The organism is Cyclobacterium amurskyense (assembly GCF_001050135.1).
GTDB classification, from domain to species: Bacteria; Bacteroidota; Bacteroidia; order Cytophagales; family Cyclobacteriaceae; genus Cyclobacterium; species Cyclobacterium amurskyense.
Window position 1 is genome coordinate 2,432,929 of the sequence record NZ_CP012040.1, and the last position, 24,904, is coordinate 2,457,832.

General features: G+C 38.4%; 23 protein-coding genes. 8 read left to right on the forward strand and 15 right to left on the reverse strand.

The features are described from left to right. Positions 1 to 69 precede the first annotated feature (69 nt). Positions 70 to 786: a class I SAM-dependent methyltransferase gene (locus CA2015_RS10045; protein WP_048641785.1), complete on the forward strand. Its 717-nt coding sequence runs from the start codon at positions 70 to 72 to the stop codon at positions 784 to 786. Between the two features lie 40 nt (positions 787 to 826). Here CA2015_RS10045 and radA read toward each other — a convergent pair whose 3' ends face one another. Further along, positions 827 to 2,203, reverse strand: a complete 1,377-nt coding sequence (radA, locus tag CA2015_RS10050; RefSeq protein WP_048641786.1) for a DNA repair protein RadA — start codon at positions 2,201 to 2,203, stop codon at positions 827 to 829. A gap of 77 nt (positions 2,204 to 2,280) precedes the next feature. Beyond that, positions 2,281 to 5,097 (reverse strand): DNA polymerase I, encoded by a 2,817-nt coding sequence (polA, locus tag CA2015_RS10055; protein ID WP_048641787.1) that lies wholly within the window; start codon positions 5,095 to 5,097, stop codon positions 2,281 to 2,283. A gap of 245 nt (positions 5,098 to 5,342) precedes the next feature. On the opposite strand from polA, the gene CA2015_RS10060 reads away from it, so the two are divergent. Beyond that, positions 5,343 to 5,657 carry a hypothetical protein gene (locus CA2015_RS10060; RefSeq protein ID WP_048641788.1) on the forward strand — a complete coding sequence of 105 codons (315 nt, stop codon included), beginning with the start codon at positions 5,343 to 5,345 and terminating at the stop codon, positions 5,655 to 5,657. Between the two features lie 345 nt (positions 5,658 to 6,002). Here CA2015_RS10060 and CA2015_RS10065 read toward each other — a convergent pair whose 3' ends face one another. The 3 genes from CA2015_RS10065 to CA2015_RS10075 all read right to left on the reverse strand — a co-directional run bounded on the left by CA2015_RS10065 (position 6,003) and on the right by CA2015_RS10075 (position 7,751). Then, positions 6,003 to 6,449: a hypothetical protein gene (locus tag CA2015_RS10065; RefSeq protein ID WP_048641789.1), complete on the reverse strand. Its 447-nt coding sequence runs from the start codon at positions 6,447 to 6,449 to the stop codon at positions 6,003 to 6,005. Positions 6,450 to 6,512: 63 nt separating this feature from the next. Next, positions 6,513 to 6,965, reverse strand: coding sequence for a phage portal protein (locus tag CA2015_RS10070; protein ID WP_048641790.1), 453 nt, complete (start codon positions 6,963 to 6,965; stop codon positions 6,513 to 6,515). A gap of 177 nt (positions 6,966 to 7,142) precedes the next feature. Further along, complete coding sequence (locus CA2015_RS10075) at positions 7,143 to 7,751, reverse strand: hypothetical protein (RefSeq protein ID WP_048641791.1); 609 nt, start codon at positions 7,749 to 7,751, stop codon at positions 7,143 to 7,145. 138 nt (positions 7,752 to 7,889) lie between these two features. Between CA2015_RS10075 and gltX the strand changes: the two genes are divergently transcribed. Genes gltX through CA2015_RS10090 form a run of 3 tightly spaced genes read left to right on the forward strand, consistent with a single transcriptional unit; the run spans position 7,890 to position 10,338 of the window. Continuing rightward, a complete protein-coding gene (gene gltX / locus CA2015_RS10080; RefSeq protein ID WP_048641792.1) occupies positions 7,890 to 9,425 on the forward strand; it encodes a glutamate--tRNA ligase in 1,536 nt (511 codons plus the stop codon). A gap of 33 nt (positions 9,426 to 9,458) precedes the next feature. Beyond that, positions 9,459 to 9,653 (forward strand): hypothetical protein, encoded by a 195-nt coding sequence (locus CA2015_RS10085; RefSeq protein ID WP_048641793.1) that lies wholly within the window; start codon positions 9,459 to 9,461, stop codon positions 9,651 to 9,653. 46 nt (positions 9,654 to 9,699) lie between these two features. Beyond that, complete coding sequence (locus CA2015_RS10090) at positions 9,700 to 10,338, forward strand: porin family protein (protein ID WP_048641794.1); 639 nt, start codon at positions 9,700 to 9,702, stop codon at positions 10,336 to 10,338. Here CA2015_RS10090 and CA2015_RS10095 read toward each other — a convergent pair. From CA2015_RS10095 to CA2015_RS10115, 5 genes are all read right to left on the reverse strand, one after another. Beyond that, the gene (locus CA2015_RS10095) at positions 10,293 to 11,102 is read right to left on the reverse strand and encodes a hypothetical protein (RefSeq protein WP_157470410.1); all 810 of its coding nucleotides are present in this window, start codon (positions 11,100 to 11,102) and stop codon (positions 10,293 to 10,295) included. The two genes, CA2015_RS10090 and CA2015_RS10095, sit on opposite strands and share 46 nt — an antisense overlap. Before the next feature lie 73 nt (positions 11,103 to 11,175). Beyond that, the gene (locus tag CA2015_RS10100; RefSeq protein WP_048641796.1) at positions 11,176 to 12,003 is read right to left on the reverse strand and encodes a tetratricopeptide repeat protein; all 828 of its coding nucleotides are present in this window, start codon (positions 12,001 to 12,003) and stop codon (positions 11,176 to 11,178) included. Beyond that, positions 12,000 to 12,392, reverse strand: coding sequence for a membrane protein insertion efficiency factor YidD (yidD, locus tag CA2015_RS10105; protein WP_048641797.1), 393 nt, complete (start codon positions 12,390 to 12,392; stop codon positions 12,000 to 12,002). Before yidD ends, CA2015_RS10100 begins: the two co-directional genes overlap by 4 nt. Then, the gene (locus CA2015_RS10110; RefSeq protein WP_048641798.1) at positions 12,355 to 13,047 is read right to left on the reverse strand and encodes a hypothetical protein; all 693 of its coding nucleotides are present in this window, start codon (positions 13,045 to 13,047) and stop codon (positions 12,355 to 12,357) included. Before CA2015_RS10110 ends, yidD begins: the two co-directional genes overlap by 38 nt. Beyond that, entirely contained in the window at positions 13,047 to 13,493 is a 447-nt protein-coding gene (locus CA2015_RS10115) for a hypothetical protein (RefSeq protein WP_048641799.1), read from the reverse strand. The genes CA2015_RS10110 and CA2015_RS10115 overlap by 1 nt, the downstream gene beginning before the upstream one ends. Before the next feature lie 689 nt (positions 13,494 to 14,182). Here CA2015_RS10115 and CA2015_RS10120 point away from each other — a divergent pair. After that, positions 14,183 to 14,779, forward strand: a complete 597-nt coding sequence (locus CA2015_RS10120) for a DUF6252 family protein (RefSeq protein WP_048641800.1) — start codon at positions 14,183 to 14,185, stop codon at positions 14,777 to 14,779. Positions 14,780 to 14,789: 10 nt separating this feature from the next. On the opposite strand, the gene queG is transcribed toward CA2015_RS10120, so the two are convergent. Both queG and ruvB read right to left on the reverse strand, forming a co-directional pair. Next, entirely contained in the window at positions 14,790 to 15,713 is a 924-nt protein-coding gene (gene queG, locus CA2015_RS10125; RefSeq protein ID WP_048641801.1) for a tRNA epoxyqueuosine(34) reductase QueG, read from the reverse strand. 18 nt (positions 15,714 to 15,731) lie between these two features. After that, a complete protein-coding gene (ruvB, locus tag CA2015_RS10130; protein WP_048641802.1) occupies positions 15,732 to 16,769 on the reverse strand; it encodes a Holliday junction branch migration DNA helicase RuvB in 1,038 nt (345 codons plus the stop codon). A gap of 157 nt (positions 16,770 to 16,926) precedes the next feature. Between ruvB and CA2015_RS10135 the strand changes: the two genes are divergently transcribed. Both CA2015_RS10135 and CA2015_RS10140 read left to right on the forward strand, forming a co-directional pair. Beyond that, entirely contained in the window at positions 16,927 to 17,994 is a 1,068-nt protein-coding gene (locus CA2015_RS10135) for an FAD:protein FMN transferase (RefSeq protein ID WP_048641803.1), read from the forward strand. 12 nt (positions 17,995 to 18,006) lie between these two features. Then, entirely contained in the window at positions 18,007 to 18,741 is a 735-nt protein-coding gene (locus CA2015_RS10140) for a ZIP family metal transporter (protein ID WP_048641804.1), read from the forward strand. Positions 18,742 to 19,704: 963 nt separating this feature from the next. On the opposite strand, the gene CA2015_RS10145 is transcribed toward CA2015_RS10140, so the two are convergent. The 3 genes from CA2015_RS10145 to CA2015_RS10155 all read right to left on the reverse strand — a co-directional run bounded on the left by CA2015_RS10145 (position 19,705) and on the right by CA2015_RS10155 (position 24,682). After that, positions 19,705 to 21,216 carry an ArnT family glycosyltransferase gene (locus CA2015_RS10145; protein WP_048641805.1) on the reverse strand — a complete coding sequence of 504 codons (1,512 nt, stop codon included), beginning with the start codon at positions 21,214 to 21,216 and terminating at the stop codon, positions 19,705 to 19,707. A 376-nt stretch (positions 21,217 to 21,592) separates the two neighbouring features. Continuing rightward, entirely contained in the window at positions 21,593 to 24,013 is a 2,421-nt protein-coding gene (locus CA2015_RS10150) for a hypothetical protein (RefSeq protein ID WP_048641806.1), read from the reverse strand. Positions 24,014 to 24,073: 60 nt separating this feature from the next. Beyond that, positions 24,074 to 24,682 carry a DUF6134 family protein gene (locus CA2015_RS10155; RefSeq protein WP_048641807.1) on the reverse strand — a complete coding sequence of 203 codons (609 nt, stop codon included), beginning with the start codon at positions 24,680 to 24,682 and terminating at the stop codon, positions 24,074 to 24,076. Positions 24,683 to 24,904 lie beyond the last annotated feature (222 nt).

Consider the following 24,904-nt stretch of genomic DNA (forward strand, 5'->3'; position numbering starts at 1 on the left):
TTCTTGTATTTGTACCCGTAAATTGTTAAAATCAGGCATGTTAAATTTAAATAAAACCAAAATATAACCATGCAAAGCAAATCTACTGTAGAAGAAATTAAAGAAAGATTTGACAAGGATGTTGAGCGATTTTCTAATTTAGAGACCGGCCAGCAAGCGACAATTGACGCACCATTATGCATGGAATTGATTGCAAATGCCGCTTTAGCTACTAGCCCTAAAGCAGAAAATTTATTAGATATCGGCTGTGGTGCTGGGAATCTTTCCCTAAAGGTATTGCAGCATTTTCCTCAGATGAACAGTGACCTGCTGGATCTAAGTCAACCTATGCTAACCAAGGCCAAAGACAGGGTTTCTTGGGCCACTACAGGCAAGGTTAACACCATTCAAGCTGACCTCAGGGATGCTAAATTGGAAGAAGGTAAATATGACATTATCATTGCGGCAGCAGTTTTGCACCACCTTAGAGATGAGCAAGATTGGGAAAATGCCTTTACCAAAATTTTCAAACTTTTGGCGCCAGGGGGTAGTTTATGGATTTCAGATCTCGTAAAACACGATAATCCAGAGATTCAGAAAATGATGTGGAATTGGTACGGTAGCTACTTGGAAAAGCTAAATGGAGTTGAGTACCGTGAGAATGTTTTCGATTACATAGAAAAAGAAGACAGCCCAAGGTCTTTGCTTTTTCAAGTGAACCTAATGGAAAAAGTAGGATTTACCGGCATAGAAATCTTGCACAAGCATTGCTGTTTTGCTGCTTTTGGTGGTAGTAAACCTAAATAATCAAGATGTAGCATGAAATTTCACTGGAAGAGATGCACTTCTATAGAAATATATGACGGTACATTTCTTCCAGTTTACTTACAGCCACAACCTCGATTTGGTATTTGTCTAGTTCTAGGCCTTTGATAGCGTATCGGGAAAGCATAATTTTTTTGAAACCCATTTTTGCCGCTTCTGCAATTCTATTCTCAATCCTGTTTACAGCACGGACTTCTCCTCCCAAGCCAATTTCTCCGGCAAAACAAATTCCAGGATCTATTGCCTTGTCTTCATAGGAAGAGATAATAGAAGCCACTACAGATAAATCCAATCCTGGGTCATCCACCCTAAGTCCTCCGGCGACATTAAGAAATACATCTTGTTGCCCCAATCGCATGCCTCCTCTTTTTTCTAAAACTGCCAACAACATGTTCAGTCGTTTGGCATCGTGACCAGTACTGCTCCTTTGAGGAGTGCCATATGTGGCGGGACTGACCAGGGACTGAATTTCGATCAATAATGGTCTGTTGCCTTCAAGCATTGCCCCAATGGCCACACCATTTAATTGCTCATCCCGCTGCGTCATTAATATTTCAGAAGGATTGGTAACAGGCCTCAGTCCATTGGCATGCATTTCATAAATGCCCAATTCATTGGTAGATCCAAACCTGTTTTTAGAGGTGCGTAGAATTCTATAACTTAAATGTCTGTCACCTTCAAACTGCAAAACTGTATCCACCATATGTTCCAAGATTTTCGGTCCTGCGATGGTTCCATCTTTGGTGATATGGCCAATTAAGAAAACAGGTGTTCCTGTTTCTTTGGCAAACTTCATTAGTTCGGCAGTACATTCTCTCACCTGACTGACCGATCCTGCAGCTGACTCTACATATTGGCTGTGGAGGGTTTGGATGGAATCGATGACCAGAAGGTCTGGTTTCAGTAATTCGATCTGTTGAAAGATATGTTGGGTTTTGGTCTCTGAAAGTACAAAGCACTCGTCGGAATGGTGCTTCATGCGCTCACTACGCATTTTTATCTGGGTTTCACTTTCCTCTCCCGAGACGTAAAGCACCTTTGTATTTGAAAGCATCAAAGCAATCTGCAACATAAGCGTAGATTTACCTATCCCCGGTTCACCGCCTATTAAAACCAAAGACCCAGGCACTATTCCCCCACCCAGTACCCGGTCCAGTTCTACATCACCAGTGATCAGGCGAGATTGTTCTTCAAAGGTTATTTCCTTTAAGGGTTTGGGTTGGTTGGCTTTTTTGCTGCTATTGCTACTCGCTTTCCAACCGCCTCTTTGGGTTTCTTCCTTTTGCACAACTTCTTCTACAAAAGTATTCCATTCTCCACAGGAGGGACATTTACCTGTCCACTTGGGACTTTCTACGCCACAGTTTTGACAAAAAAAGGAGGTCTTTATTTTAGCCACAGTTAATTTAATTGGTAAGCGGTCAGTAATTATTTCGTAGGAGGATATTTAGGAATGGGTCTTTTTAGAAGACCACATTAATGGGCTTCCAGCCAGTCCTTTCCCACTCCTACTTCTACTTCCAGAGGAACGGCGATCTTAATGGCATTGCTCATCAGTAGTGGTATCTCTTTTTTCAAAAGCTCCACTTCATCCTTATGCGCATCAAAGACCAATTCATCATGTACCTGAAGGATCATTTTAGACTTCAATTTTTCCTTTATCATCCAGTCTTGCACATGGATCATGGCCAATTTGATCATGTCCGCAGCAGATCCTTGGATAGGAGCGTTGATGGCATTTCTTTCTGCAAAGCCTCTCATGGTGGCATTCCTGCTATTGATGTCTCGGAGGTACCTTCTTCTGCCTAAGATGGTTTCCACATATTCGTTTTTCCTTGCCTTTTCTATGCACTCATCCATATAGGCTTTTACTGCAGAAAATTCCTTAAAGTAAGCATCAATTATTTCCTTGGCTTCTCCTCTTGGGATTTTTAATCGTTGAGACAAACCAAAGGCGGAGATGCCATAAATAATCCCAAAATTGGCTGTTTTTGCTTTTCTACGCATGTCTCCGGTTACCTCCTCAAGAGGAACCTGGAATATTTTGGCAGCGGTGGTAGCATGAATGTCACGGCCTTGTTTGAATGCTTCTATCATTGATTCATCCTGAGAGAAGGCCGCCATAATCCGCAATTCTATCTGGCTGTAATCTGCTGCTAGGATGGCATGGTTTTCATCCCTTGGGACAAATGCTTTCCGTATTTCCCTCCCTCTTTCTGTTCGGATAGGGATATTTTGAAGGTTGGGATTGTTAGAAGAAAGCCTTCCTGTAGCGGCTACAAATTGATTATAGGTGGTGTGTATTCTTCCAGTTTTAGGATTGATTAAAGTAGGTAGGGCATCCACATAGGTGGACTTTAGTTTTACCAATTGCCTAAAATCTAAAATAGCCTGAGCGATTTCATGCTCAGCGGCCATTTTACTTAGCACCTCTTCACCAGTTGCATATTGCCCGGTCTTGGTTTTTTTTGCTTTTGGATCTAGCTCCAGCTTGTTAAAAAGAATTTCTCCCAACTGTTTTGGAGAGGCCAGATTAAAGGTCTCCCCAGCCAATTCATATACCCTTGCTTCAATCTCCCTGCTTTCCTTTTCCAAGGTTACAGACATTTCTTTAAGGCTTTCGGTATCTATCCTTATACCTTCAAATTCCATTGCTGCCAATACTTCAATCAGAGGGCTCTCTACTTCTAGCAAGAGTTTTTCAAGATGATTCTCCTTAATGATTGGGTCTAGTTTGGTTTTTAATTGCAGAGTGATATCGGCATCTTCCGATGCGTATGGAACCACCTCATCAGGGGCTACATCCCGCATATTGCCTTGATTCTTTCCTTTTTTGCCAATAAGACTTTCAATAGAAACCGGTTTGTAATTAAGGTATTGCTCTGCCAACCAATCCATGGAATGTTTGCCTTCTGGCTCTATCAAGTAATGGGCAAGCATTGTGTCATACAGTTTTCCTTTTACGGAAATACCATAATTCATCAATACAAGGATGTCATATTTAATGTTTTGTCCGATTTTTAAAATGTCTTCCGCCTCAAAAACTGGTTGAAGAAGGGAAAGAGTTTTATCTGCCTCAGCTTTATCTTCTGGGAAGGGTATATAGTAGGCTTCGGAAGTAATGTAGGAAAAAGAGATTCCTACCAACTCTGCTTTATTTGGATTGATAGACGTGGTTTCCGTATCGAAGCAAATTTCCTTTTGTTTTAAAAGGTAAGACACCAATTCAGAAATGGCAGTTTCTCCCTCTACTTTGTGGTAGTCATGGGGGAGACTGAAAAGTGTATTCATCGCTTCGGTATCGGCTATGGGAGGAATTTGCTCCGTGTCATCGGCAGCAGTAGCTTCTGTGCTAGGGCTTCCTGTAAACAAACCCAATTGTTCATCAACCTTTATCTTAGACTTTTTAACGGATTCGCCGAAGACCCTTTTTGTGAGTGTCCTGAATTCCAGTTCAGCGAACAAAGCTTTTAGGCTCTCTTCATTGGGTGGCTCAACAACAAAATCATCTGCATGATATTCTATGGGAACATCTATCATGATCGTAGCCAATTCTTTGGATAAGATGCCTTGCTGACCAAAGTTCTCTACATTTTCCTTTTGCTTACCTTTTAATTGGTCCGTGTTTTTGACCAATTCCTCAACCGATCCAAACTGCTTGAGGAGTTTTACAGCCGTTTTTGCACCAATTCCAGGGATTCCTGGAATATTATCTACCGCATCTCCCATCAGACCCAGTATATCTCTTACCTGATCTACATTTTCTATATCCCATTTGGCGCAGATCTCTTTTGGTCCCATTACATCTACTGCATTGCCCATAAAAGCTGGCTTGTAAAGGTAAATATGATCATCTACCAACTGTCCATAGTCCTTGTCAGGGGTCATCATGTAAACAGTATAGCTGCTTTTTTCAGCTTGTTTTGCTAGAGTTCCTATGATGTCATCCGCCTCGTAACCATCAAGTTCAAGGGAAGGGATATTAAAAGCTTTAACGATTTGCTTTACCCAAGGAATACCCACGGAAATGTCTTCAGGTTGTTCTTGGCGGTTTGCCTTATAGGATTCATACTGTACATGTCTAAATGTAGGGGCAGAGGTATCAAATACCACGGCAATATGGGAAGGTTTTTCTTTTTCCAAAATCTCCAACAAAGTATTGGTAAATCCCAGCATGACGCCGGTGTTTAATCCTTTGCTATTGATTCTGGGGTTTTTGCTGAAAGCAAAATGCGCCCTATAGATTAGCGCCATAGCATCCAGTAAGAATAGTTTTTTGTTGGCTTTAGACATTTCTAGGTATGTTTTTGAAGTATTTGGCTTCTATCAATGGGTAAATATACAAACAATTTCAGCCTAAGTTAATGAAATTTGGGGAATGGATGAGAGTATAAAAAGAGGTATATCAAGTCATTTTAGTGTAAGATCAAATAAATCAATTAAATTGGTAAGATTATTGATGTTCAAATGTTTTGCCCTTAATCATAAAAGGTGTATTAAATAAAAATTAATAAGGTTTAACAATAAATTTAACAAAAATGAAGAAGATAGCTTACTTATTATCTTTGGTATTTCTCTTTACAAGTCTGGCACCTGCAGCCATGGCCAAGGACGGAGACAGTAATCCGGAGAAGAAAGAATTGAGTCCTGAAGATCAGGCAAGGCTGAAGGAATTAGACAACAGAATACTTGAAATCAAAGCCATGGATTTTAAGTCAATGGATAAAAGTGAAAAGAAAGAAATCCGCAAGGAGCTGAGAGAGATTAACAAAGAGGCAAAAGAGCGTGGAAGTGGTATTTATATTTCTACAGGAGCAATCATCATTATTTTATTATTGATTCTTATTCTGTAATAAATTATCACTGGTTATAGCATAAAAAAATGGCTGGGGTTTTATCTTAAACCGCAGCCATTTTTTTTTCTCATGAGATTTTCAAATAAGAAATTGAGTAAATCCTGTATTCATGGGTGATTTTTAACTCGGATTATGCAATAGGATTTCTCCGCCCTGACAATGGTCAGGGGTGAAGCCTGTCCCATGTTTACGGGAAGTGTTGCAATCGCAAGAAAATCAGACTGTTTGGAGATTTTAGCATAGCACCGCTATGGTGAAATTGAAAACAGCAACGAAATGGCTGATTTTGAAGCGATTTCAGCACGTAATAGAATGTCTATTGCATATTTCGGGTTTAATGTTTTATTCAGGAAGTGTTTGCAAGTACTTTCTTACCTGCCAAGCTTTCCATAACATTATCCCTATGAGTAATAGACAGAGGGCTTCATTAAAAATAATATGGAAAGCAATTCGTTTGTTCCATTCTAAATTGGGCATATATAGAAGCAGGAAAGTAAGGATGCTTACAAGTTTTCCAAATACCCCTGCAGCCAACAAGTATATCCAGCTAATGGGGTAAAAGGCAGATAATAGCAAGGAAACGCCAGCAATGATACCAATCGAGCCATAAAAGCCCGTTGGCATGGAGTCCTCAAGGTAAGCTTGCATTGACAGCCAAGAAAACAATTGAGGGCCGAACCATTTGAAAAAAGCTGCCCAGGCAGCCGTATATATTCCACTTAGGAGCAATATGCCTCTATTGGACATAGTGAACATTGGAAATTCGGGTGTATCTGAGGGATTATTCATAGTCAAAGTTAAAAAGGAAACTTTTATAAAATCCAGCTTTTATAATTTTAATGTGAATAGGATCTAATTTTTGACGGTATTGGAAAAATACCTAAAGGACCAGAGCGTTTCACAAATTAAATTGATTGGTGCACTTGTGTCCTTAATGTTTTTTGGAATAAATGGCTCCAATGTTACTCGGAGGTTTTTAAAGCGGTCCTTTTCGATTATTAGCGAGTAACGGGAGGTAAGCTTAAGTAACTCTTTTGGAAAAAACAGCCGTTGGTGGAGGTTTAAGGCAGTTGGAAGGCCAAATCTTTTTTTGCTAGCTGCATAAGTTTCCACGCCCATCTCGAAGGATTCGGGACCAATACTTAAACTAGATTGTGCTGTAAAGCGTGGATTAAAAGAATGGATTAACTGAATTTTATTTTTTTTAAAAACATAAAGGACTTTATTGTCGATGTGTTTTTTTAAAAACAATTGGTTTTGGGTTGCAAAAAAATGCCAAAGATTGTCAATTCTTTTTAATTCCATAATAATTCATTTAAGGGCAATTTCTTTGATTACCTAAAATCCGCCAATCACAATAAGTTAAAGCTAATAAATATCGAAAGCAATCACAATGGGTTTCGTAGATCGATTCCAAAGCCTGAATACAATTTTATTGTACTTGATGAGCCTTGGGTAATGATTTTACGCTTCATTTTGAAATCACTTATTTGCTGTGATTTTAAGGAAATCAATGAAGGTTGCGTTAAACGCCTCTTTTTGATTTTTATTTTGAAACAAGTTATTCCATTTATTGTTGCTGAAAACTTCCACAAATCCTTCTTCTTGTTGGAGCCATTGGATTATTTTTTTTGAAGCTTCCAGATGTATGTGTCGATCAGCAGTTCCTATGTTTAATGTCAAAGTCTCTTGATTTGGCAGTTTTCCATTCCTCAATTTTAAGCTTTCACTCTTTAGAAAAACACCTTGAGGTTTCATATAAAGAAAGGCTGTTTGTTTGTTTTTATTTAGTATTAAGTCCAATAGAAGGGTGTTTTGGGTGCTGTCTTTCTCAAAAGAAGAATGGGTATAGATTTCAATTTTGGCCTCAGTCAAGCGCTGCACCTGATAATCAATTCTTCTGAGGTTGTAGAAAAACAACAGGCCGGCATCTTTTATTTTGAAGGTAGGGTCTTCACCTGAATTATTCGCTCTATGCCCATTGAATAAAGAAAGGACAAGAACTAGTCCAAGGGATGTCAAACCGAAAATTTTCAAAAGCTTAAACATCTCCTTTTGGGAGGTGTCATTATTGGATGGGGAATTTGCCATGATTAGCGTATTAAACAAGTATAGCTGATATATAGTTTAAGTTATAAGGTACATTGACAATACTTTGGGTTAGATTCCGGCGATTTCGTTATTTATTGATTATCTTTGCCCTCTTAAATTGAAACAGATTGCTATTTTATGAGTAAGGAAGTACGCGTTAGATTTGCTCCATCACCTACAGGAGCTTTACATATAGGCGGTGTAAGGACTGCATTGTACAATTATCTTTTTGCCAAAAAAACTGGTGGAAAGTTTTTGTTAAGGATTGAAGATACAGACCAAAACAGGTATGTACCTGGCGCAGAAGAATACATCAAAAATTCCTTGGAATGGATTGGGATTGAACCTGATGAAAGTCCGTGGAATCCTGGTGAAGTAGGTCCCTATCGCCAATCAGAGAGGAAGGCAATGTACATGGAGTATGCCCAATATCTTTTGGATCAGGGACATGCCTATTATGCATTTGATACTTCGGATGAGCTTGATGAGATGAGAAAGCGCCTTACCGCGGCAAGAGTAGTTTCTCCTCAATACAATTCTATCACAAGAACGCAGATGAAAAATTCGCTAACTCTTCCAGCAGATGAGGTAAAAGCGAGGTTGGATTCAGGTGATCCTTATGTGATTAGAATCAAAATACCAAGAAAGGAAGAAGTTAGATTAAATGACATGGTGCGTGGATGGGTTATGGTTCATTCTAATTCCCTTGACGACAAAGTTTTGATGAAATCTGACGGTATGCCTACTTATCACCTGGCTAATATTGTAGATGATCATTTGATGGGCATTACTCATGTGATAAGAGGTGAAGAATGGTTGCCATCTGCTCCTCTTCATGTGTTGTTGTATAAGTTTTTGGGTTGGGAAGATAGCATGCCTCAATTTGCTCACTTGCCATTGTTGTTGAAGCCTGATGGCAACGGCAAATTGTCCAAGAGAGATGCTGATAAGCATGGTTTCCCAATATTCCCTTTAAACTGGACCAGTCCAGAGAACGGTGAGTTGGTAGATGGATTTAAGGAAGCAGGTTATTTGCCTGATGCTTTCTTGAATTTCTTAGCCTTTTTAGGTTGGAACCCTGGAGATCAACGTGAAATATTCAATATAGATGAATTGATTGAAGCATTTTCAATTGAAAGAATAGGTAAGTCAGGAACCAAATTTGACATCAATAAGGCAAAATGGTACAATGAACAATACCTGAAAAATAAAAGCAATACTGAGCTATCTGCCTATTTGCTTTCAGACCTGGACAAGGAAAATGTAAGCATTAGTACGGAAAAAGCAGAAAAGATTGTATCTCTAATGAAAGAGAGAGCTACTTTTCCTGGTGACTTATGGAAGGAAGGACGTTTTATGGTTTTTGCACCCAAAACGTTTGACCAACAAATCGTTGATAAGAAGTGGAATGAGAATGTAGTGATTGTTTTGACTGCTTTTGAAGAAAAACTAAACAAAATCACCACTGCACTTACAGCCGATATGGCAAGGACCATGTTGGGGGATACTGCTGAGGAGAAAGAAATTAAATTAGGAAAGATAATGCAGGCGGTACGTCTTGCCATTACAGGAGTAGGGGCAGGTCCGGATCTTATGCAGATTTTCGAAATATTAGGAAGAGAAGAATTAATCGAAAGAATTAATTTTGCGTTAAAGAATATAAACGCTACCTAATTTCAGGTAGTGTGTACTTTAAACCCTGGGAGCATGGCTAAGAATTCAAAAAAGAAAGATATTCCCAAAGTAAATGAGGAATTGGAAGGTTTTAAAATGAATATCAATTCATTTGGAGAGATTTCTAGCTCATTTTCTATTGACAAGATCAATGCATTTTTGAACAAGAATGTTGATGATAAGAAATTGCGAGACAGAGAGGACAGCAAAGAAGAGAAGAAAAAATAGGTGGATGCACCCTTTAATTAGTGCGAATAAGACCATTTGATGAGCCATGAAGTCTGTATGTTTTTTTCTGTTTTTTACTTTTTTCGCAATAGGGAATTTATTGGCCCAAACCAGTATTGGTTTAAAAGCAGGATTTACACAGTCTAGTGCAACATATAGGACATCCCTGGGTGCTTTTCCCAGGGATGTTACTGGTTTCAATGCGCCAAGCTATGGATTAGTTATTGAGCAATTTTTTGAAAAGAATGCGGGGGCTCAAATTGAGTTTCAACTTTTAACTACAGGCTATGCTGCTACGGATTCCGTTAATACAGGAAATGAAACAAGTTTCACGTATTTAAAAGTACCCGTCCTTTCCAATTTTTATTTAGGGAACTCAGGAAGATTTCATATAAAAATCGGCCCTCATTTAGGCTATCTCCTAGATGTGAAAGATGTAAAAAGAGTTGTTGAAGGGGATTTGGTGATTCCTACCTATGGTCAGGCAGGGGATACTCCGAGGAAATTAATGTATGGAATTACTGCTGGAGTTGGCTTGAGCAAACTGTTTGGAAAAAGCACCCTTCAGGGAGAAGTTAGGTATTCCTATGAATTTGGAAACCCGGAAGCTCAGGACAGGATTTTTGACATCAACTTCACTCAATTGGAATTTTCCCTAGCGTATTTATTCAAGGTGCTGGACTGATTTGACCTTGTCATTTCCATCGGTTGTTGGGCAGAGGCAACAGTAATAATGATTTCTTGAAATATTTCTGCTTTTTTCCTTCTTATCTTTTCATAAGCAGCCTCTTCAGCTCTATTGTAACCTCCCATATGGTATCTTTGGTACCATGGCAATATGGAAATAGCAGCATCCCAGATAGAGTAATTGAACATGGTCTGCAAGGTCAGGTAGGCAAAGGATCCGTTGAGCACTAGTGAATTTATTCCATTTCTTACATCACCTGCATAAAACTGCCCCAGGCCTGGAATGATCATGCTCATTATACGCGCTTTTTTAGGATTGATTTTTTCTACCTTCGTTAATTTTGAAAATGATTCAATGATCGCTTTTTGTTTTGCATCCTCCGGCACGATGTTTAGAAAGCTAGCTTTTGATTCTTCGTATTCACCTAGGGCATAATGGATTACTCCTGAATAGAAGGATTTCTTGTTGGACAAAACAGGTGAAAGCTCTTCAGGTAGGTTGTATAACTCAACTTTTGCAAAAGGGAATGATTTTTCACGTACCAGACTTTCAATTTTCTTAAAAGTGAAATCGGTTTTGACAGAGTCGGTTGTGGCTGCAAAATAGGCCAGGTCATAATACCTAGAGGCAGTAGAAAAGTCTTCCAGGAGAAAGTAACATTTGGCGATATTGGGAAAAACTTTTTGTTGGAAGCCCTCATCTCCAAAAAACAGAACACGCTGAAATGCAGCAATGGCCTCCTTTGGTCTATTTAATTCCATTAGGTTCAGGCCGTAATCAAATGTTTGACTTACAGTTTGGGCCTGACTAATTACTGAAGTTATACAACTAAAGTTAAAAATTAGAATAAAATAAATGCTCGATTTTATTTTGATGGAATTCATCTTTTCTAAGATTAATCAATGTTGCAGACTTATGAGAACCAAAAATATTTCCTACATGGAAGCCTAAAGAAATTGAAGCAAAGATCCAGCCTCTGACGCTTTCTACCCCTTGCCTTTGAAAGGCTCTTTGGGCTTGCCAGGCTGTGGAACCAACGAAGAGTAGTGCAACCAAACCGTCTTTCCAGTCTCCTGTATAGATTTTTCCAGAACCCGGGACTATGGTTGACATAATAGCAGCAAGAGCTGGGCTTTTTCGTTTTTCCTCAAGGGCTTGTCTGGTAATGGTGATGTACTGTTCGACAGATTGAAAGTTGCTTTCTGACAGATGGCTATAAGCTTCATAGGCAGGCTTCCATTCGTGTTTTAATGCATAGGATGTTCCAGAGTAAAAGTACCTTTCGGTTTCTTTTAAGTTGTTGTTGTTTTTTGCGAAAGTGTTGGCTTGGTTGTATTGCTTGTTCTTAAACCTTAAGGCCAAGTATTCAAAAGCCAGTTCACCGGGAATCTTATTTTCATCAGGGTATAGGTTCAACGCTCGGTTTATCCCTACTTCCCACATATCCGCCTCCCAATAAACAGCCAATAAGTCTTTTTCCAGTGAGACATTTCCTGGCTTCATAAAAACGAGTCTTTCATACTCGGGTATGGCCAGTTCAAACTGGTTGGTTTGTCTCAGGTAGCTTGCGAAAGCTGCTGAATTTTCAAAATCATATAAGTTTTGAGCATGTCCTGAAAGCGCAAAAAAAGGCAGTATCATCACTGCAACCAAGTACTTCATTTCAATTCATCTACCATTAGGGTTCTGTCTTCTGTCCAGGTATATTTTTCAGGACTTAGACCATTGCACCTTGTAAGGCGGTCCATAGTATTCGCGGCCCCTAACAATACGCCATATTTCTTTACAGCTAAAAGCCCATACTCAGAACAGGAAGGATAAAAGACGCAATTTGAACCATCTTGTGAGGAGATGAAGTTTTTGTATACCTTAAACAGTCCTGAGAAAACAGTTTCAATTTCATTTTTATTTTCCTCAGCGGCCTTGTAATGCACCTCTTCTTTTTTTTCGGAAAGTAAGTCTTTGAAATCAAGGACTTCATTTTTGGATTGGGCGAAGGTTATTCCGGTTAAGCTACAAATCAGGAAGCTTGTAATCGTAAATAATTTCATTTCCTTTTTCGTTTATTACCACGTTTTTATAGGTAGTAACCTGGTAGTTTTGACCTTGATCGTGGTAGTTTATTTGAGTAATCTCTGTAGGGAATTCACAACCGGATACGTTGATATAGGCTTTATAAAACTGCTTGCTCAACAGGTCGTTATTGGGATTGTAAAATGCAATGGCTTGTAATTTTTTATCTAAATTAGACATGATTACTTTACCCATCAAGCTTTTAACTTTTTCATCTTTGGGTTCCCAAGTAGTCAGAATTTGTTCTTCTTGTTTTGTTACATCTATGATAGTGTACCCACTGTCTTTTAATCCGAAGTTCGCCAGTTGTCCTGACAAGGTGTAATGGAAAAAAGAGGAATTAGGAATGATAAATGATGAGGTTTTCCCCAATAATTCATTGGACTGAAACCGATATAATGTAGTGTCCTGAAGTACCCATGTTTCTGGCTCGGGAAAGGTGATGTCGTAAATAATTTTCTCTGCTGAAAGGTCATAATAAACCTTTCCCACAATTAATTTAGATGTTCCATCAGTGATTTTTTCCTTGATGGAAAAATCAGCACTAACCCTAAAAAACTGTTGCCCAAAAGAATTTTCAGGCAACAGTATAATTAGTGCAAGTACTAGTAAGCTTTTTATAAGTTTCCTCATTAAAACGGATAAGCAGAAAAAGCAAAGATGTAAGAAGCTGCAACTAAAAGAGCGTAAACGCCACCTAGGGCAACACAACCCCAAATTGCTTTTCTTGTTTGGTCTTTGTCTTCAGCATCAAAATGTACAATTGCTATACCAACAGGACCCAATACACATCCCCAAAGGAAAGAAGGTATACCTGCTACAGGGTGGTCACCTGCATTTACTGCAAAATTATTTAACATGTTGGCGTCAAGATTGACATCAAAGGCATTAGGGTTTGCCATTACCTCTTTAAGAGTAATTCCTTCATTGGAAAGAACATATTCTTCCAATTGATCAAGCTCTGAAAATTGAGCTTCAATAAGTGCTGAATTGAAGTCCAAAACATCAGGTTTGATCTCTTCTCCAAAGGAGATTCCTGTAATTAAAAATGGAACAATGAATGCGATAAGTTTTTTCATAGTATAGATTTATTAAAGTTTGGAGTATAAAGATATTAAAAAATGTTAAACAACGACGGTATTGAAGAAATATTAAAGTAGTTCATTTTGTGTACTTTAATTTTCTACTATTATAAACATAAAAATTTTAAATATTTTAAGTTCAATTTCACCTATTCCTCGTTAAAATAGTCTATCCACCTTTCATATAAAATTACGGAGTTAACAATTAATTTATTTTAAGTACCTGCATCAATTTATTTTTGCTTTTATTATGGGATTAAGGTTAGCTTGGTCAATATGTAATCCTATTTGATAGTTTTTTATTTAGCGGTATCGCGTATGTCCTTATGTTATAAGGTAAGGTGTTTAGTTTAAATATAGTGTGATCCAGTCTTGGTACTAACTAATAATGTAAAGTGGAATTAAGATATTTTGCGTATCCTGTTTTTGAGATGTGGAATTTAGAATGTACCACTTAATTTATTCAGTTTTTTAAAGCATGCTTAAATGGGCTAGTCTAGACTCAAATTGATTTAGGATTAAGTCATTTTTTTCTATCAAGCTTTTGCGAATTTATTTTTCAATCATTCACCGTCAATTTATTTTCTAGATATATTAAGTTTTTATTAATAAAATAATTTTTTCTTGAAATTTATCCAATTTCAAATTAGATGCTTTAATATTGTGTAACCTACTATTTTAATATTATGAGAAAACAACAAAAATACCATTTCCTACTATTTGCCTTGCTGACATTATTTGTGAGTAGCTGTAACCTTTCTGATATAATTGATGACGATGATGACAAGGATGACGATCCGGATTCTCAGGTAATGACAGCCAAAATTAATGGTGAGAGTTTCAGTGCTGTCGAAAATGAAGACACCTTTATTCAGTTGGATGAGGTGGAGGGAGATCTTGATTTGAATGGAGATGTTTATGAGTTAAGTATTTCAGCGCTTGATTTTGGTAGTACTCATTTAACTACCATTAATTTAGCCTTATACGGCGATAAATTTTCAGAATTAAAGGTTGGATCTAAATTTGATGAAGTGACTGAAGAGAATGTTACTAGTGGAAATCCATCAGGTGCAATAGGTGTAGTTTCAAAAGCTTCATTAGGCAATGGAGGTACAGAATATGGAGGATTGACTTTGCTTACAGGGTCTATTAGTGTTGAGATCACAAAGCTGGACAAGGAAAATGAGCTTGTCTCAGGCAAGTTTTCTTTTGTAGCTTATGATGATGATAATGATGCCAATATAAATGTTACCGACGGTGTGTTTACCAATGTAGAATATTAAGCACGTTTACTTAATTTTTCACAAAGGAAATGTTCCTTTGAAAGCCTTCCCATTTGGTTCTTTTTAAGGCTGATCGCTTAAATACTTTATTGAAAGTTTCTTTTGTCATTTCTTCCCATGCTATTTTTTCTAAATCAGCATGGGGAAGAAATGCTTCTTCTTGGTGTGGTTTAGAAAATCGGTTCCACGGACACACATCTTGGCATATATCACAGCCAAAAACCCAGTTTTTCATTTTTCCTTTAAAATCCTCTGGAATGGCATCCTTAAGTTCTATGGTCAGATAAGATATGCATTTGGATCCATCGATTACATTGTCCTGAAGGATGGCATCTGTTGGACAGGCATCTATGCATCGAGTGCATGTGCCACAATAATCCTTAGTAATAGGATTGTCATAGGCTAATGGCAAATCGATGATTAGTTCTGCCAGGAAAAAGAAACTTCCTGAAGTTTTGTTAAGCAATAGGCTATTTTTCCCTTTCCAGCCTAGCCCTGATTTTTGTGCCCACTGCCTTTCCATTACGGGTGCACTGTCTACAAAGACCCTACCGTTTACTTCGCCGATTTCTTCCTTTAAGCACTCTAAAAATACTTTTAGTTTGTCTTTTATCACAAAGTGATAGTCTTCACCATAAGCATACTTGGCGATTTTTAGGTCCTCGGCTGATTCGGGTAGTTTTTGCTGGGGGTAATAATTGTACATAAGGCTGACTACAGATTTAGCCCCCTCTACCAATTTCCGTGGATCCAACCTCTTGTCAAAATGGTTGGCCATATAGGCCATTTTGCCATGGTAATTATTGTTTAGCCATTCTTCTAGTTTTGGAGCATCCTCCTCCAGAAAAGTTGCTTCAGCAATACCGCAGTAATCAAAACCTAGTTTTGACGCTGTATTTTTGACAATTTGGGTATGCTTAGCGAGAATGTTCAAAGACTAATAATTTTGGCATTAACTTTCAAACAGGTTGCCAGACTGACCGCCTAAATTTGGTTTAATTTTAAGATGCGTATAGGCCAGTTCTGTGGCAGTACGTCCTCTACTTGTCCTTTTGAGGTAGCCTTCTTTGATAAGGAAAGGCTCGTATACTTCTTCTATGGTTTCGGCCTCTTCTCCGCAAGCTGTAGCAATGGTGGAAATCCCCACAGGACCTCCTGCAAACTTATTTATTATGGTAAGTAAAATTCTGTTGTCCATTTCATCAAGTCCATTGCTATCTACTTCCAAGGCATTTAGAGCGATTTGAGCAATGTCAAAGGTAATACGTCCGTTGCCTTTGATTTCAGCAAAATCCCTGGTTCTACGTAAAAGGTTATTGGCAATCCTAGGTGTACCTCTGCTTCTTCTGGCAATTTCAAATGCGGCTTCATTGTCCAAGGGCGTGCCTAAAATGGCTGCAGATCTTTTGACGATAGTGCTGAGCAAATTCGCATCGTAATATTCAAGACGCGCATTGATGCCAAAGCGGGCTCGCAAAGGAGAGGTTAGAAGTCCTGACCTGGTAGTTGCCCCTACAAGTGTGAAAGGATTTAAATTTATTTGAACTGTACGGGCATTGGGTCCAGAATCCAGCATGATGTCTATTCGAAAATCTTCCATGGCCGAATACAGGTATTCTTCAACAATGGGATTCAGGCGGTGAATCTCATCGATAAACAATACGTCTCCTTCTTCCAGGTTGGTTAATAATCCTGCGAGATCAGAAGGTTTGTCTAAAACTGGGCCGGAAGTAATTTTTAAGGTTGATTCCAGTTCATTGGCTATAATATGACTTAAGGTGGTTTTACCCAAACCCGGAGGGCCATGAAGTAAGACATGATCCAATGATTCGTTTCTTTTCCTAGCAGCCATCACAAAAATTTTGATGTTTTCCACCGTCTTTTTTTGACCGGTGAAATCATCAAAACTTAATGGTCTTAGTGCTTTTTCTATTTCCTTATCTCCAGTGCTAAAGCTTTCCTGGTCACCTCGCAGATAATCTTCTCTCATATGTACCTTCTATGTCTTACAAATATAGAAAAATCATCGGAGCTTTACAGGTTTTGCTAGGTTTGCAATCTGTCAATAAGCGATGGAAATAGTTAAAAACAATGGGCAATTGAAAAAATAGAATTAACTTTGGGAAAATAAAAACTGGCGTTGTTTTATGCGAAAATCAGCCAAAAAAAATATCATTTACAGCATTTTGTTGCTGTTGGTGGTGTTTATGGTTTACCTATATAGACAGAATAAAGAAACTGTGGCTTCCCCGGCTTCAGATAACCCTAAAATGGTGTTTAGTGGGCAAACAATGGGGACTACCTATAGGGTAGTCTACTTAGATCCGGGAGGGCGAAATTTAAAGAAAGACATTGATTCAATTTTGGTTAATTTTAACCAAGCTCTTTCTACTTATATTTCAGATTCTGAATTAAGCAGATTGAATAAATACGATTCATTGGTTTATGAGTCAATGTATTTTTACCCTGTTTTAAAAGCCAGTAAAGAGGTGTTTACTGCCACAGGTGGTGCTTTTGATCCTACCATAGGCCCCTTGGTCAATGCATGGGGTTTTGGTCCCGGAGGACCTGCCTTGCAAGATAGTTTAGGAGTTAAACAATTGATGGAGCGTGTAGGCTTTGAAAAAATCTCCTTTGATGATAAAGAAGTAAAAAAATCCACTACGGACGTTTATCTTGATTTTAGTGCCATTGCAAAAGGGTATGGCGTAGATGTAATCGCTGAATTTTTGAAAGATAAAGGCATAGTCAACTACTTAGTAGAGATTGGTGGGGAGCTAAAAGGAAATGGTGTAAATGACAAAGGTGAACTGTGGAAAGTAGGAGTATCTCATCCTGATGAAGAAGGTTTGGCCAATGAAATCTACAGTATAGTAGCCCTTGAAAATAAAGGGCTGGCTACTTCAGGAAACTACCGCAACTTTTATATTAAAGACAGTGTAAAATACTCACATACCATCAGTCCATTTACTGGTTACCCGGTAGTGCATCGTTTGTTAAGTGCTACTGTTGTGGCAGATGATTGTATAACGGCTGATGCCTATGCAACCGCCTTTATGGTGTTGGGCATGGATCGCGCTAAGGAAATACAGCAATCTGTGGAAGGTTTAGAGATCTTTCTTATCTTTAATGATGATCAAGGTCAAATGCAATCTTATGTAAGTGATGGCCTTGCACCGTTTTTAACTTCTGTTAGTGCAGAAGAACCCAAATAACCCAACCTAAATATGTTGTCTGTACTTTTATTGTTTTTTGCTGCCTTGGGTGCAGGATTGGTCGCCATACTGGTGCCTGGATGGAACGAGAAAAGTTTTAAACTGGCATTGGTATTTGCAGGAGCTTACCTTTTTGCAATTACTATTCTTCATATTTTCCCTGAACTGTTCGCCAATAAAGAATCCGCCTATTTTATGGGGCTTTATATTTTAATTGGGTTTTTATTGCAGCAGGTTTTAGACTTTATGTCTTCGGGGATTGAGCATGGACATATTCATGACCATAAAGGACATGGTGGTGGAAACACCGTATGGACCTTGATGATAGGTTTGTTTTTGCATGCTTTTTTGGAAGGTACCTTGCTTTCAAAACAACCTATGCTGACTGGGCATCATCATGGAAGTGAAACTCTTTTGATGGGAATGATAATGCATAAGATGCCTGAAGCCTTTGCCCTAGCAGCTGTATTACTGTCTCGTTTAGATAAGCTAAAGACCATTCTGTTGTTGGTTTTATTTGCGCTTGCCTCTCCCTTGGGAATGCTCTCCACTGATTTTCTTTTTGATCGCTCATTGATAGGAAGGGAGACATTGGATATTTTATTTGGCTTGGTTGCAGGAGGGTTTTTACATATATCTACCATTATTGTTTTTGAAAGTTCCCCGCAACATCGTTTTCAATTGCATAAATTATTAATAATACTTTTGGCATCAGTCTTGGCCATTTTGACTGAGTTTATTGTTTAACCCGAAATAGGCAATAGACAATCTATTACGTGCTGAAATCGCTTCAAAATCAGCCACTTCGTTGCTGTTTTCAATTTCACTATAGCGGTGCTATGCTAAAATATCCAAACAGCCTGATTTTCTTGCGATTGCAACACTTCCCGTAAACACGGGACAGGCTTCACCCCTGACAATTGTCAGGGCGGAGAAATCCTATTAATCCGGGTTTAAACATTTAAGGGAAAAAGTAAGCCTTAACCTGACATAGGTAGCCCGTTACTTGTCTCAATCGCCTTTCAACTTAATACTCTAATTTATTGTATTCTATTTCCAGTTATAGCTAAAACCATAAGGGAACGCAGGTGAGGAACACATAAGGTAGGATTGGGGTTGAATTGGATTAAAAAAAAATGCCAGGGTCTTATTCATCATAAAACCCTGGACAAACCCTACATTAAAAAATAACCAACTTCCGCTACGGAATCCAACTTCACTTCTCAACTCACTCCGTTTTCATATTTTTAATAAGATAAATGTACTAAAGAAAAATATACAATACCAATTAATATAAAAGTAAATCATTATATAAGTTTACAAAGATTTTTTAATTGTGTAAAATACAATAATATAAGTGTTAAAAATTACGAAATACAGTTAATTGTATTTCGTCCTAGCAAAAAACCATTTTATTTGACATATGAAGGACAGAATTGCTTATTAAGTGGTTGAAATTAAGCGAATTGAATGTGATTTGATCGTAATTTGTCTTTTTTTTAAAAATAAATAAAATAATTTTTCTCTTTCGATAAGCCTTATTGAATTATATATATTATAAAGTTGATCTCTTCAGCTTGAAATTTATCAATTTCTTACTCCTCGAAGTAATTCCAAATAGTTAGCTTATAATTAGGTGGCGGCTTTTTTTATCCTGCACTCAGAGTCCATTAACCTGCTACGGCGAGCAAACAATTATGCTTATTAGGGTTAATAGCTTGTCGGTAATGTGGGCTTGTATTCAATTAAATTGCTCCAATATTGAATCTTTACGGCCCGCCTTGGGATATTGTGAAATTTCGTGATAAATGACTCTTCATGGATTAATGATTGAAAAGAAACTTTATCCTCCATGGAGTCGTAGTTCCAGCTAACAAAAATACCCGTGTTTTCTCTCCCTAGAAACTGCTCTATACCATTCCAGAAATTGAACTGATTTTTTCGGCTTCCCATATTCAACACATAGGTTTGTGGGTTTCCTTTTAGGTAGAAAGAAAGCGCTGAAGCAGTATGATAAGAGTCTGAAAATACAAATGCATTGTCTATGCCAAGACTGTCTGTAAGGTGATCAATTCTTTTCGCCAGTTGTTCATGACCTAGCAGTCTTTTGATTATCCTTTGTTCTCTTTTCTTAACAGTTTTACTCGATTTAATTCCGGTGTAGTCTGGTAAAATGAATATAAGGGGTAGGGCAATACTGATGTAGATTCCACCATGACTAACAATTTTCCAAAACTTGCCTTGTAAAGTCATCCATCGAGCAAATACTATTGCCAGCCCTGCATAGGAAAAAGTAGGCCAATTAACCATTGCCTCTTTAAAAATACTCAAAGAGGCAAAAATAAGAAAGGCCATCATTCCCGGTAGAACAAGAAAAATGAAAGGGGTACTTATATTTTTAAAGTTGAATTTAAATGTTAGTAGCCATGAGGGTAACAGAAACAATGATACGATTGCCAATTGCCCTTTTACGAATTCTAATAAACTTTTGCTTGCAGCCGTCAGCGAAAATGGTTTTGAGCTAGTTCCTTCTGTGCCGGTCAAGGCCAGCAAATGCAGAAAGGTTTCAAAGTTATTTTGCCAGTTCCAAATTACAATCGGCAAGAATCCCAATGCACTTATCATTACAAATACCAAGAAATTAGCTCTTTGTGTTTTCCACTTTCTTATAAACAGCAGGTATATAATAAGTACAGGAAAGATCAGGACCATCACATACTTCGCTGTAAGCCCCAATACTGTAGCTATTCCTGCATAAATCCAACAAACTCTATTTTCCTCATTAATCCCTCTATAACTAAGATAAATGCTTAAGATCCAAAAGAAGGAGAGGGAGGAGTCTGTCATATGAAAGGTGGAAGCCAGCCACCAAAATGGCATTGCCTGTATGGCTAATGCAGACCAAAAACCAACTTTTTTTGAGTATAAATAGGTGCCAAAGATAAAAGTAACCCAGGCTATTCCTATACCACATAGAATTGCGTTGATGCGGATGGCAAGCTCTGTATTGCCCATCACTGCAGTACTTATAAAGTTAAGCACTGCAACTAAAGCTGGTTTTGAATAATAATGCCAAGCCAAATTCTGGGACCATAACCAGTACTGTGCTTCTTCGGTAAATAAATTTATTTCTGGACGGAGGGTAAATAGTATTTTGGCTAGCGAGAGCCCCAATGTTAACAGGTAAAAATAGAGGGAATATTTTTTTTGGTTGAGGACCATAAAAAATTGACCTGGTTAAATGCTCTTATAATAATACCCGATAATCTAAGGCTAAATATTTATTAACCAATAATTTAACGCGGATTATTTACTAGGGTTTGATAACCCTATTCCTTATTATTAGGGATATGTTGTAATTGCAAGGAAATCAGGCTGTGTTGCAAGTTTGGACTTGTGTTATGATGGTAAACTATCCTACTTTCAGGAAGAGTTGGTATTGAGCACAATTAATCGAAAATTAGGAGAATTCATTAGGTTATAAATTGCCTATTGAATGAATATTCATATAAACGTGAATATTTTACACTATCGGACGCGGTAGCAAATCACCTTTGGCCATTAAGAACTTATACACGGACTATTTACTAGGGCAAAATCATGGATTGGGAATAATCCAAATTTCTGCAACTTGTGAACCTCTTTCTCCTTCGCTGCACGTCCATTGTAGAACAAGATTGCCATCTGAATAGGAGCTGGCAGGAAGTTCAAATTCATACAAAGGCTTAATACCCGTTCTGATATAATCGTGGATTAGATGCCCATCATCAGTGGTCAATTTCATTTTGGCTCGGAACCTTCCGGTATAAGCAATTCTGATTTTGTAGGAAACCTCTGGGTTAAGCTGATCATAATTGATGATCAGGGGCGTGTCATAAAGTGTAGTTACTTGATTCATCCATGCCAATGGAGTAGCAGTGCCTCCGAAACCTACTGCCTGGATTTCATGAACCCACTCTTGGCCCCTTAGTCCAACGCCAAAACTTTCTCTAGGACCATAGAGCCCTCCTGGATCTTGACTCCATTCTATTGGCTTTAATATCCTTTCCCAGCTTTTCCCTTGTCCAAAATTGTCATAAAAACCTCCAGGTCCAGGATTGGTTCGATTCAGTAATTGAGCTATTTTTTCTAATCTCTGCTTCTCCTCGGTTTCTTTCTTGATGTCATTAAGGTTGGCCAAAAGCCATGGCGCATCATTAAGCACCACGTCTAGATTGTCTATGAAGTTCCCCCTTCCAGAAGCCGCTCCATGCGGATTGACAGTCAGTTGTGCGCCAATACTATTATAAAGTGCATCTGCCAATTCCAAACATCTATGTTTTAATTGAGCAATGTAAGGATCAGCCATTTGCTCATTTAAAAAGGCTGTGGCGACTTTTATACTATTCAAGCTTCCCTCTTTTTCTGCCCTGTGGAGCGCATTTTGTGCCTTTTGTTCTTGTTGGGTTTCAAAGAGCAGTTTCTGCTGAATGTATGCGTCATAATAGGCACGGATCAAGCCCATTTGAAACCTGAAATTACTCATTAGTTTGGCATCGGCTCTTTTTTCCATGTCCTGCCATTGTGCCAGCGTTTGAGAAATACTAGTGTTAGAGAGCAATGGACCCTGCAGGTTCTTCTCCTCAGCTAAAAAACCATTGGCTGCTGCATCTGTCCATTCCGGACCAAAGAAAAATCGAGAATAATCCCTAAGTGTTTCTATTACTTCTGTTTCAGGATTCCATTCCTGGTCTGTCCAAATAAATTTGTTTACATCATCATTGGTGCCTTCAGAATAGCTCAAGCTTCCATTGGCATATTGGGCCAGAGAGTTGTGGATGGTTTTTTGATCTATCGGACGAGGATTTATGGATTCCCTTCCTAAGGTCATGGCCATGGCCAAATCCCATTCTGGTATTGGATATTGAGAGCTTAGGTTATGGGTAATGTCCGGATACCTTCGAATAGGAAGTGAGGCGTCTGTTAATTGTCTCAGTTCAGGTAATGGTATTTTAACCCAAGGGCCGAAAACCACACCACCAAACCAATCGTACTTTTGGTTGACGTGATAAAAGAAACGATCAAACCAGGCCTTTGTAGGCTTAAACACCTGAGGGGAAACCCATATTTTGGCGTTCGGGTGAAATCTATGAAGCTTGGTAGCCACTTCTTCTAGCCAATCAAACAATACATCCGGTTCAAGGTCTCCTGGGTCTCCTCCAGGAACAAACAAATGATCCAGCCTTGGAATAGAGGCAAATACATCTTTGCGTTGTGTTAGTTCTATTGTTCTTGTTTGCGGGTCTTCATAGTCATCTTCCATATTTGGAAACCACATCCATACATCCAAGTCCAATTCATCGGCAATTCGCGACTGCTCTCCGATCATGTCTATTGCAGGTATAGTCATGTGACGGGAGGTAAAGTCATCATCCGTTCGTGGAGGCATAATTTCAATACTATTGGAACCAAAGAGTGCCAGCTCTCTAATGTATTGGTCAAAACGATCCACTGTAAAGGCATCATAAGCATTAGTCTTGGGACGATAACCTAGTTGGTGCCCTCTAATGGGAGATTTTGGTGAAGAGGACTTTTCAATGGCTTTGGACAATAAAAGCTGATCTTTAGCCCAATTCATTTTTCTAAGCAGGTGTCCTATTCCAAACAATAAGCCCCTGTCATCTTGCCCTATAATAATGGCGTTCGGGTTGGTTGATGTATTGTCAATAATGACTTTGAACCCTTCATCAGGCATAGGCTGTACTTCATTAAGAAGCTTCCTCCAATTCTTAGGAAGGCTTGGGATATCCTCGAATTGGGTCAAAAGGATGGAAGATTGTGTTCTTTTTGCCTTCGTTTGTATAGGAAATGGTTTTTCTACGCGCTTTGTCAGTTCCTCATGTAGTATGGTGGCATATTTTTGCAATCGCTCACTATTGCCATGAGGGATTATGACAGCATTTGAAAAATCAAGATCTTGGCCATAAGAAAGGCCGTTTATTAAAAAAACAGAAACAATTAAAAGGGTTCGTAGTAGCATCGTTATTTGGGATTATCCCCAAATATACCTTTTTGCTATGCATTTAGGCTATTTTGAAAGTTAGTATCGTCGCCTTACTTCGTAATTTTTTATTGGATTGTGCATGCTGACTTTTAGCATCTGTCCATTTTGATAGTAATATTTGTTTTGATCGCCTTCTATATGGGTGGTGTAAATCCCCTCACCATGAGCCCTAATTTCCGAATATTTTCCCAAGTTTTCGGCCATCATTAATTTTACTCCCTTTGGCTCTTCAAAAAATAGCCGGACAGCACTATGATGGATCGGTTCATTAATGGTGTCTGAGTTTTCATATTTATACCCTTTTGCATCAATTATATACTGATCACCTTCTAACCAAATTTTGGAAACAAAGTCGCCTCTGTTAGTCTTAGAACTTACTATGGAATTAATAAAAATGCCATCAAGGTATTTCACCTTCATATTGTAGTCTACATTTATTGTCCCAAACAGCCAAAAACTCACCTTACTTTCTAGTAAATATAGGGTGGTATCCCCATTTAAGACCTTGTTGGCTTCCATGTCTCCAATTTTAAACCCTGCCAAAGTAATGTCAAAATCGATTTGGTCTTGAGCATTCAAGGCAGATGTAGATAAAAAGAGGAGCATACTGAAACAGCAGGCAATATAAATTCCTGTTCTAGGCATTAGCTATTGGTTAAAATAATGAGCAGATAGTAAGGTATAAAAAAGACTGAATTTGTTCAAGTTCCCATTAAGATATTAGGTGATGGATGTACCTAAATTGTAGTTAAACCCGAAATATGCAATAGACAATCTATTACGTGCTGAAATCGCTTCAAAATCAGCCACTTCGTTGCTGTTTTCAATTTCACCATAGCGGTGCTATGCTAAAATCTCCAAACAGCC

What these genes read in the sequence shown, in the direction of transcription:
- CA2015_RS10100 (WP_048641796.1), bottom strand. Translation starts at nt 12,003, where the DNA reads ATGAAGTACTTGGTTGCAGTGATGATACTGCCTTTTTTTGCGCTTTCA.
- CA2015_RS10120 (WP_048641800.1), top strand. Translation starts at nt 14,183, where the DNA reads ATGAGAAAACAACAAAAATACCATTTCCTACTATTTGCCTTGCTGACA.
- CA2015_RS10075 (WP_048641791.1), bottom strand. Translation starts at nt 7,751, where the DNA reads ATGGCAAATTCCCCATCCAATAATGACACCTCCCAAAAGGAGATGTTT.
- gltX (WP_048641792.1), top strand. Translation starts at nt 7,890, where the DNA reads ATGAGTAAGGAAGTACGCGTTAGATTTGCTCCATCACCTACAGGAGCT.
- CA2015_RS10060 (WP_048641788.1), top strand. Translation starts at nt 5,343, where the DNA reads ATGAAGAAGATAGCTTACTTATTATCTTTGGTATTTCTCTTTACAAGT.
- CA2015_RS10145 (WP_048641805.1), bottom strand. Translation starts at nt 21,216, where the DNA reads ATGGTCCTCAACCAAAAAAAATATTCCCTCTATTTTTACCTGTTAACA.
- CA2015_RS10085 (WP_048641793.1), top strand. Translation starts at nt 9,459, where the DNA reads ATGGCTAAGAATTCAAAAAAGAAAGATATTCCCAAAGTAAATGAGGAA.
- yidD (WP_048641797.1), bottom strand. Translation starts at nt 12,392, where the DNA reads ATGAAATTATTTACGATTACAAGCTTCCTGATTTGTAGCTTAACCGGA.
- CA2015_RS10110 (WP_048641798.1), bottom strand. Translation starts at nt 13,047, where the DNA reads ATGAGGAAACTTATAAAAAGCTTACTAGTACTTGCACTAATTATACTG.
- CA2015_RS10045 (WP_048641785.1), top strand. Translation starts at nt 70, where the DNA reads ATGCAAAGCAAATCTACTGTAGAAGAAATTAAAGAAAGATTTGACAAG.
- CA2015_RS10150 (WP_048641806.1), bottom strand. Translation starts at nt 24,013, where the DNA reads ATGCTACTACGAACCCTTTTAATTGTTTCTGTTTTTTTAATAAACGGC.
- CA2015_RS10115 (WP_048641799.1), bottom strand. Translation starts at nt 13,493, where the DNA reads ATGAAAAAACTTATCGCATTCATTGTTCCATTTTTAATTACAGGAATC.
- ruvB (WP_048641802.1), bottom strand. Translation starts at nt 16,769, where the DNA reads ATGAGAGAAGATTATCTGCGAGGTGACCAGGAAAGCTTTAGCACTGGA.
- polA (WP_048641787.1), bottom strand. Translation starts at nt 5,097, where the DNA reads ATGTCTAAAGCCAACAAAAAACTATTCTTACTGGATGCTATGGCGCTA.
- CA2015_RS10155 (WP_048641807.1), bottom strand. Translation starts at nt 24,682, where the DNA reads ATGCCTAGAACAGGAATTTATATTGCCTGCTGTTTCAGTATGCTCCTC.
- CA2015_RS10065 (WP_048641789.1), bottom strand. Translation starts at nt 6,449, where the DNA reads ATGAATAATCCCTCAGATACACCCGAATTTCCAATGTTCACTATGTCC.
- CA2015_RS10140 (WP_048641804.1), top strand. Translation starts at nt 18,007, where the DNA reads ATGTTGTCTGTACTTTTATTGTTTTTTGCTGCCTTGGGTGCAGGATTG.
- CA2015_RS10135 (WP_048641803.1), top strand. Translation starts at nt 16,927, where the DNA reads ATGCGAAAATCAGCCAAAAAAAATATCATTTACAGCATTTTGTTGCTG.
- CA2015_RS10095 (WP_157470410.1), bottom strand. Translation starts at nt 11,102, where the DNA reads ATGGAATTAAATAGACCAAAGGAGGCCATTGCTGCATTTCAGCGTGTT.
- CA2015_RS10090 (WP_048641794.1), top strand. Translation starts at nt 9,700, where the DNA reads ATGAAGTCTGTATGTTTTTTTCTGTTTTTTACTTTTTTCGCAATAGGG.
- CA2015_RS10070 (WP_048641790.1), bottom strand. Translation starts at nt 6,965, where the DNA reads ATGGAATTAAAAAGAATTGACAATCTTTGGCATTTTTTTGCAACCCAA.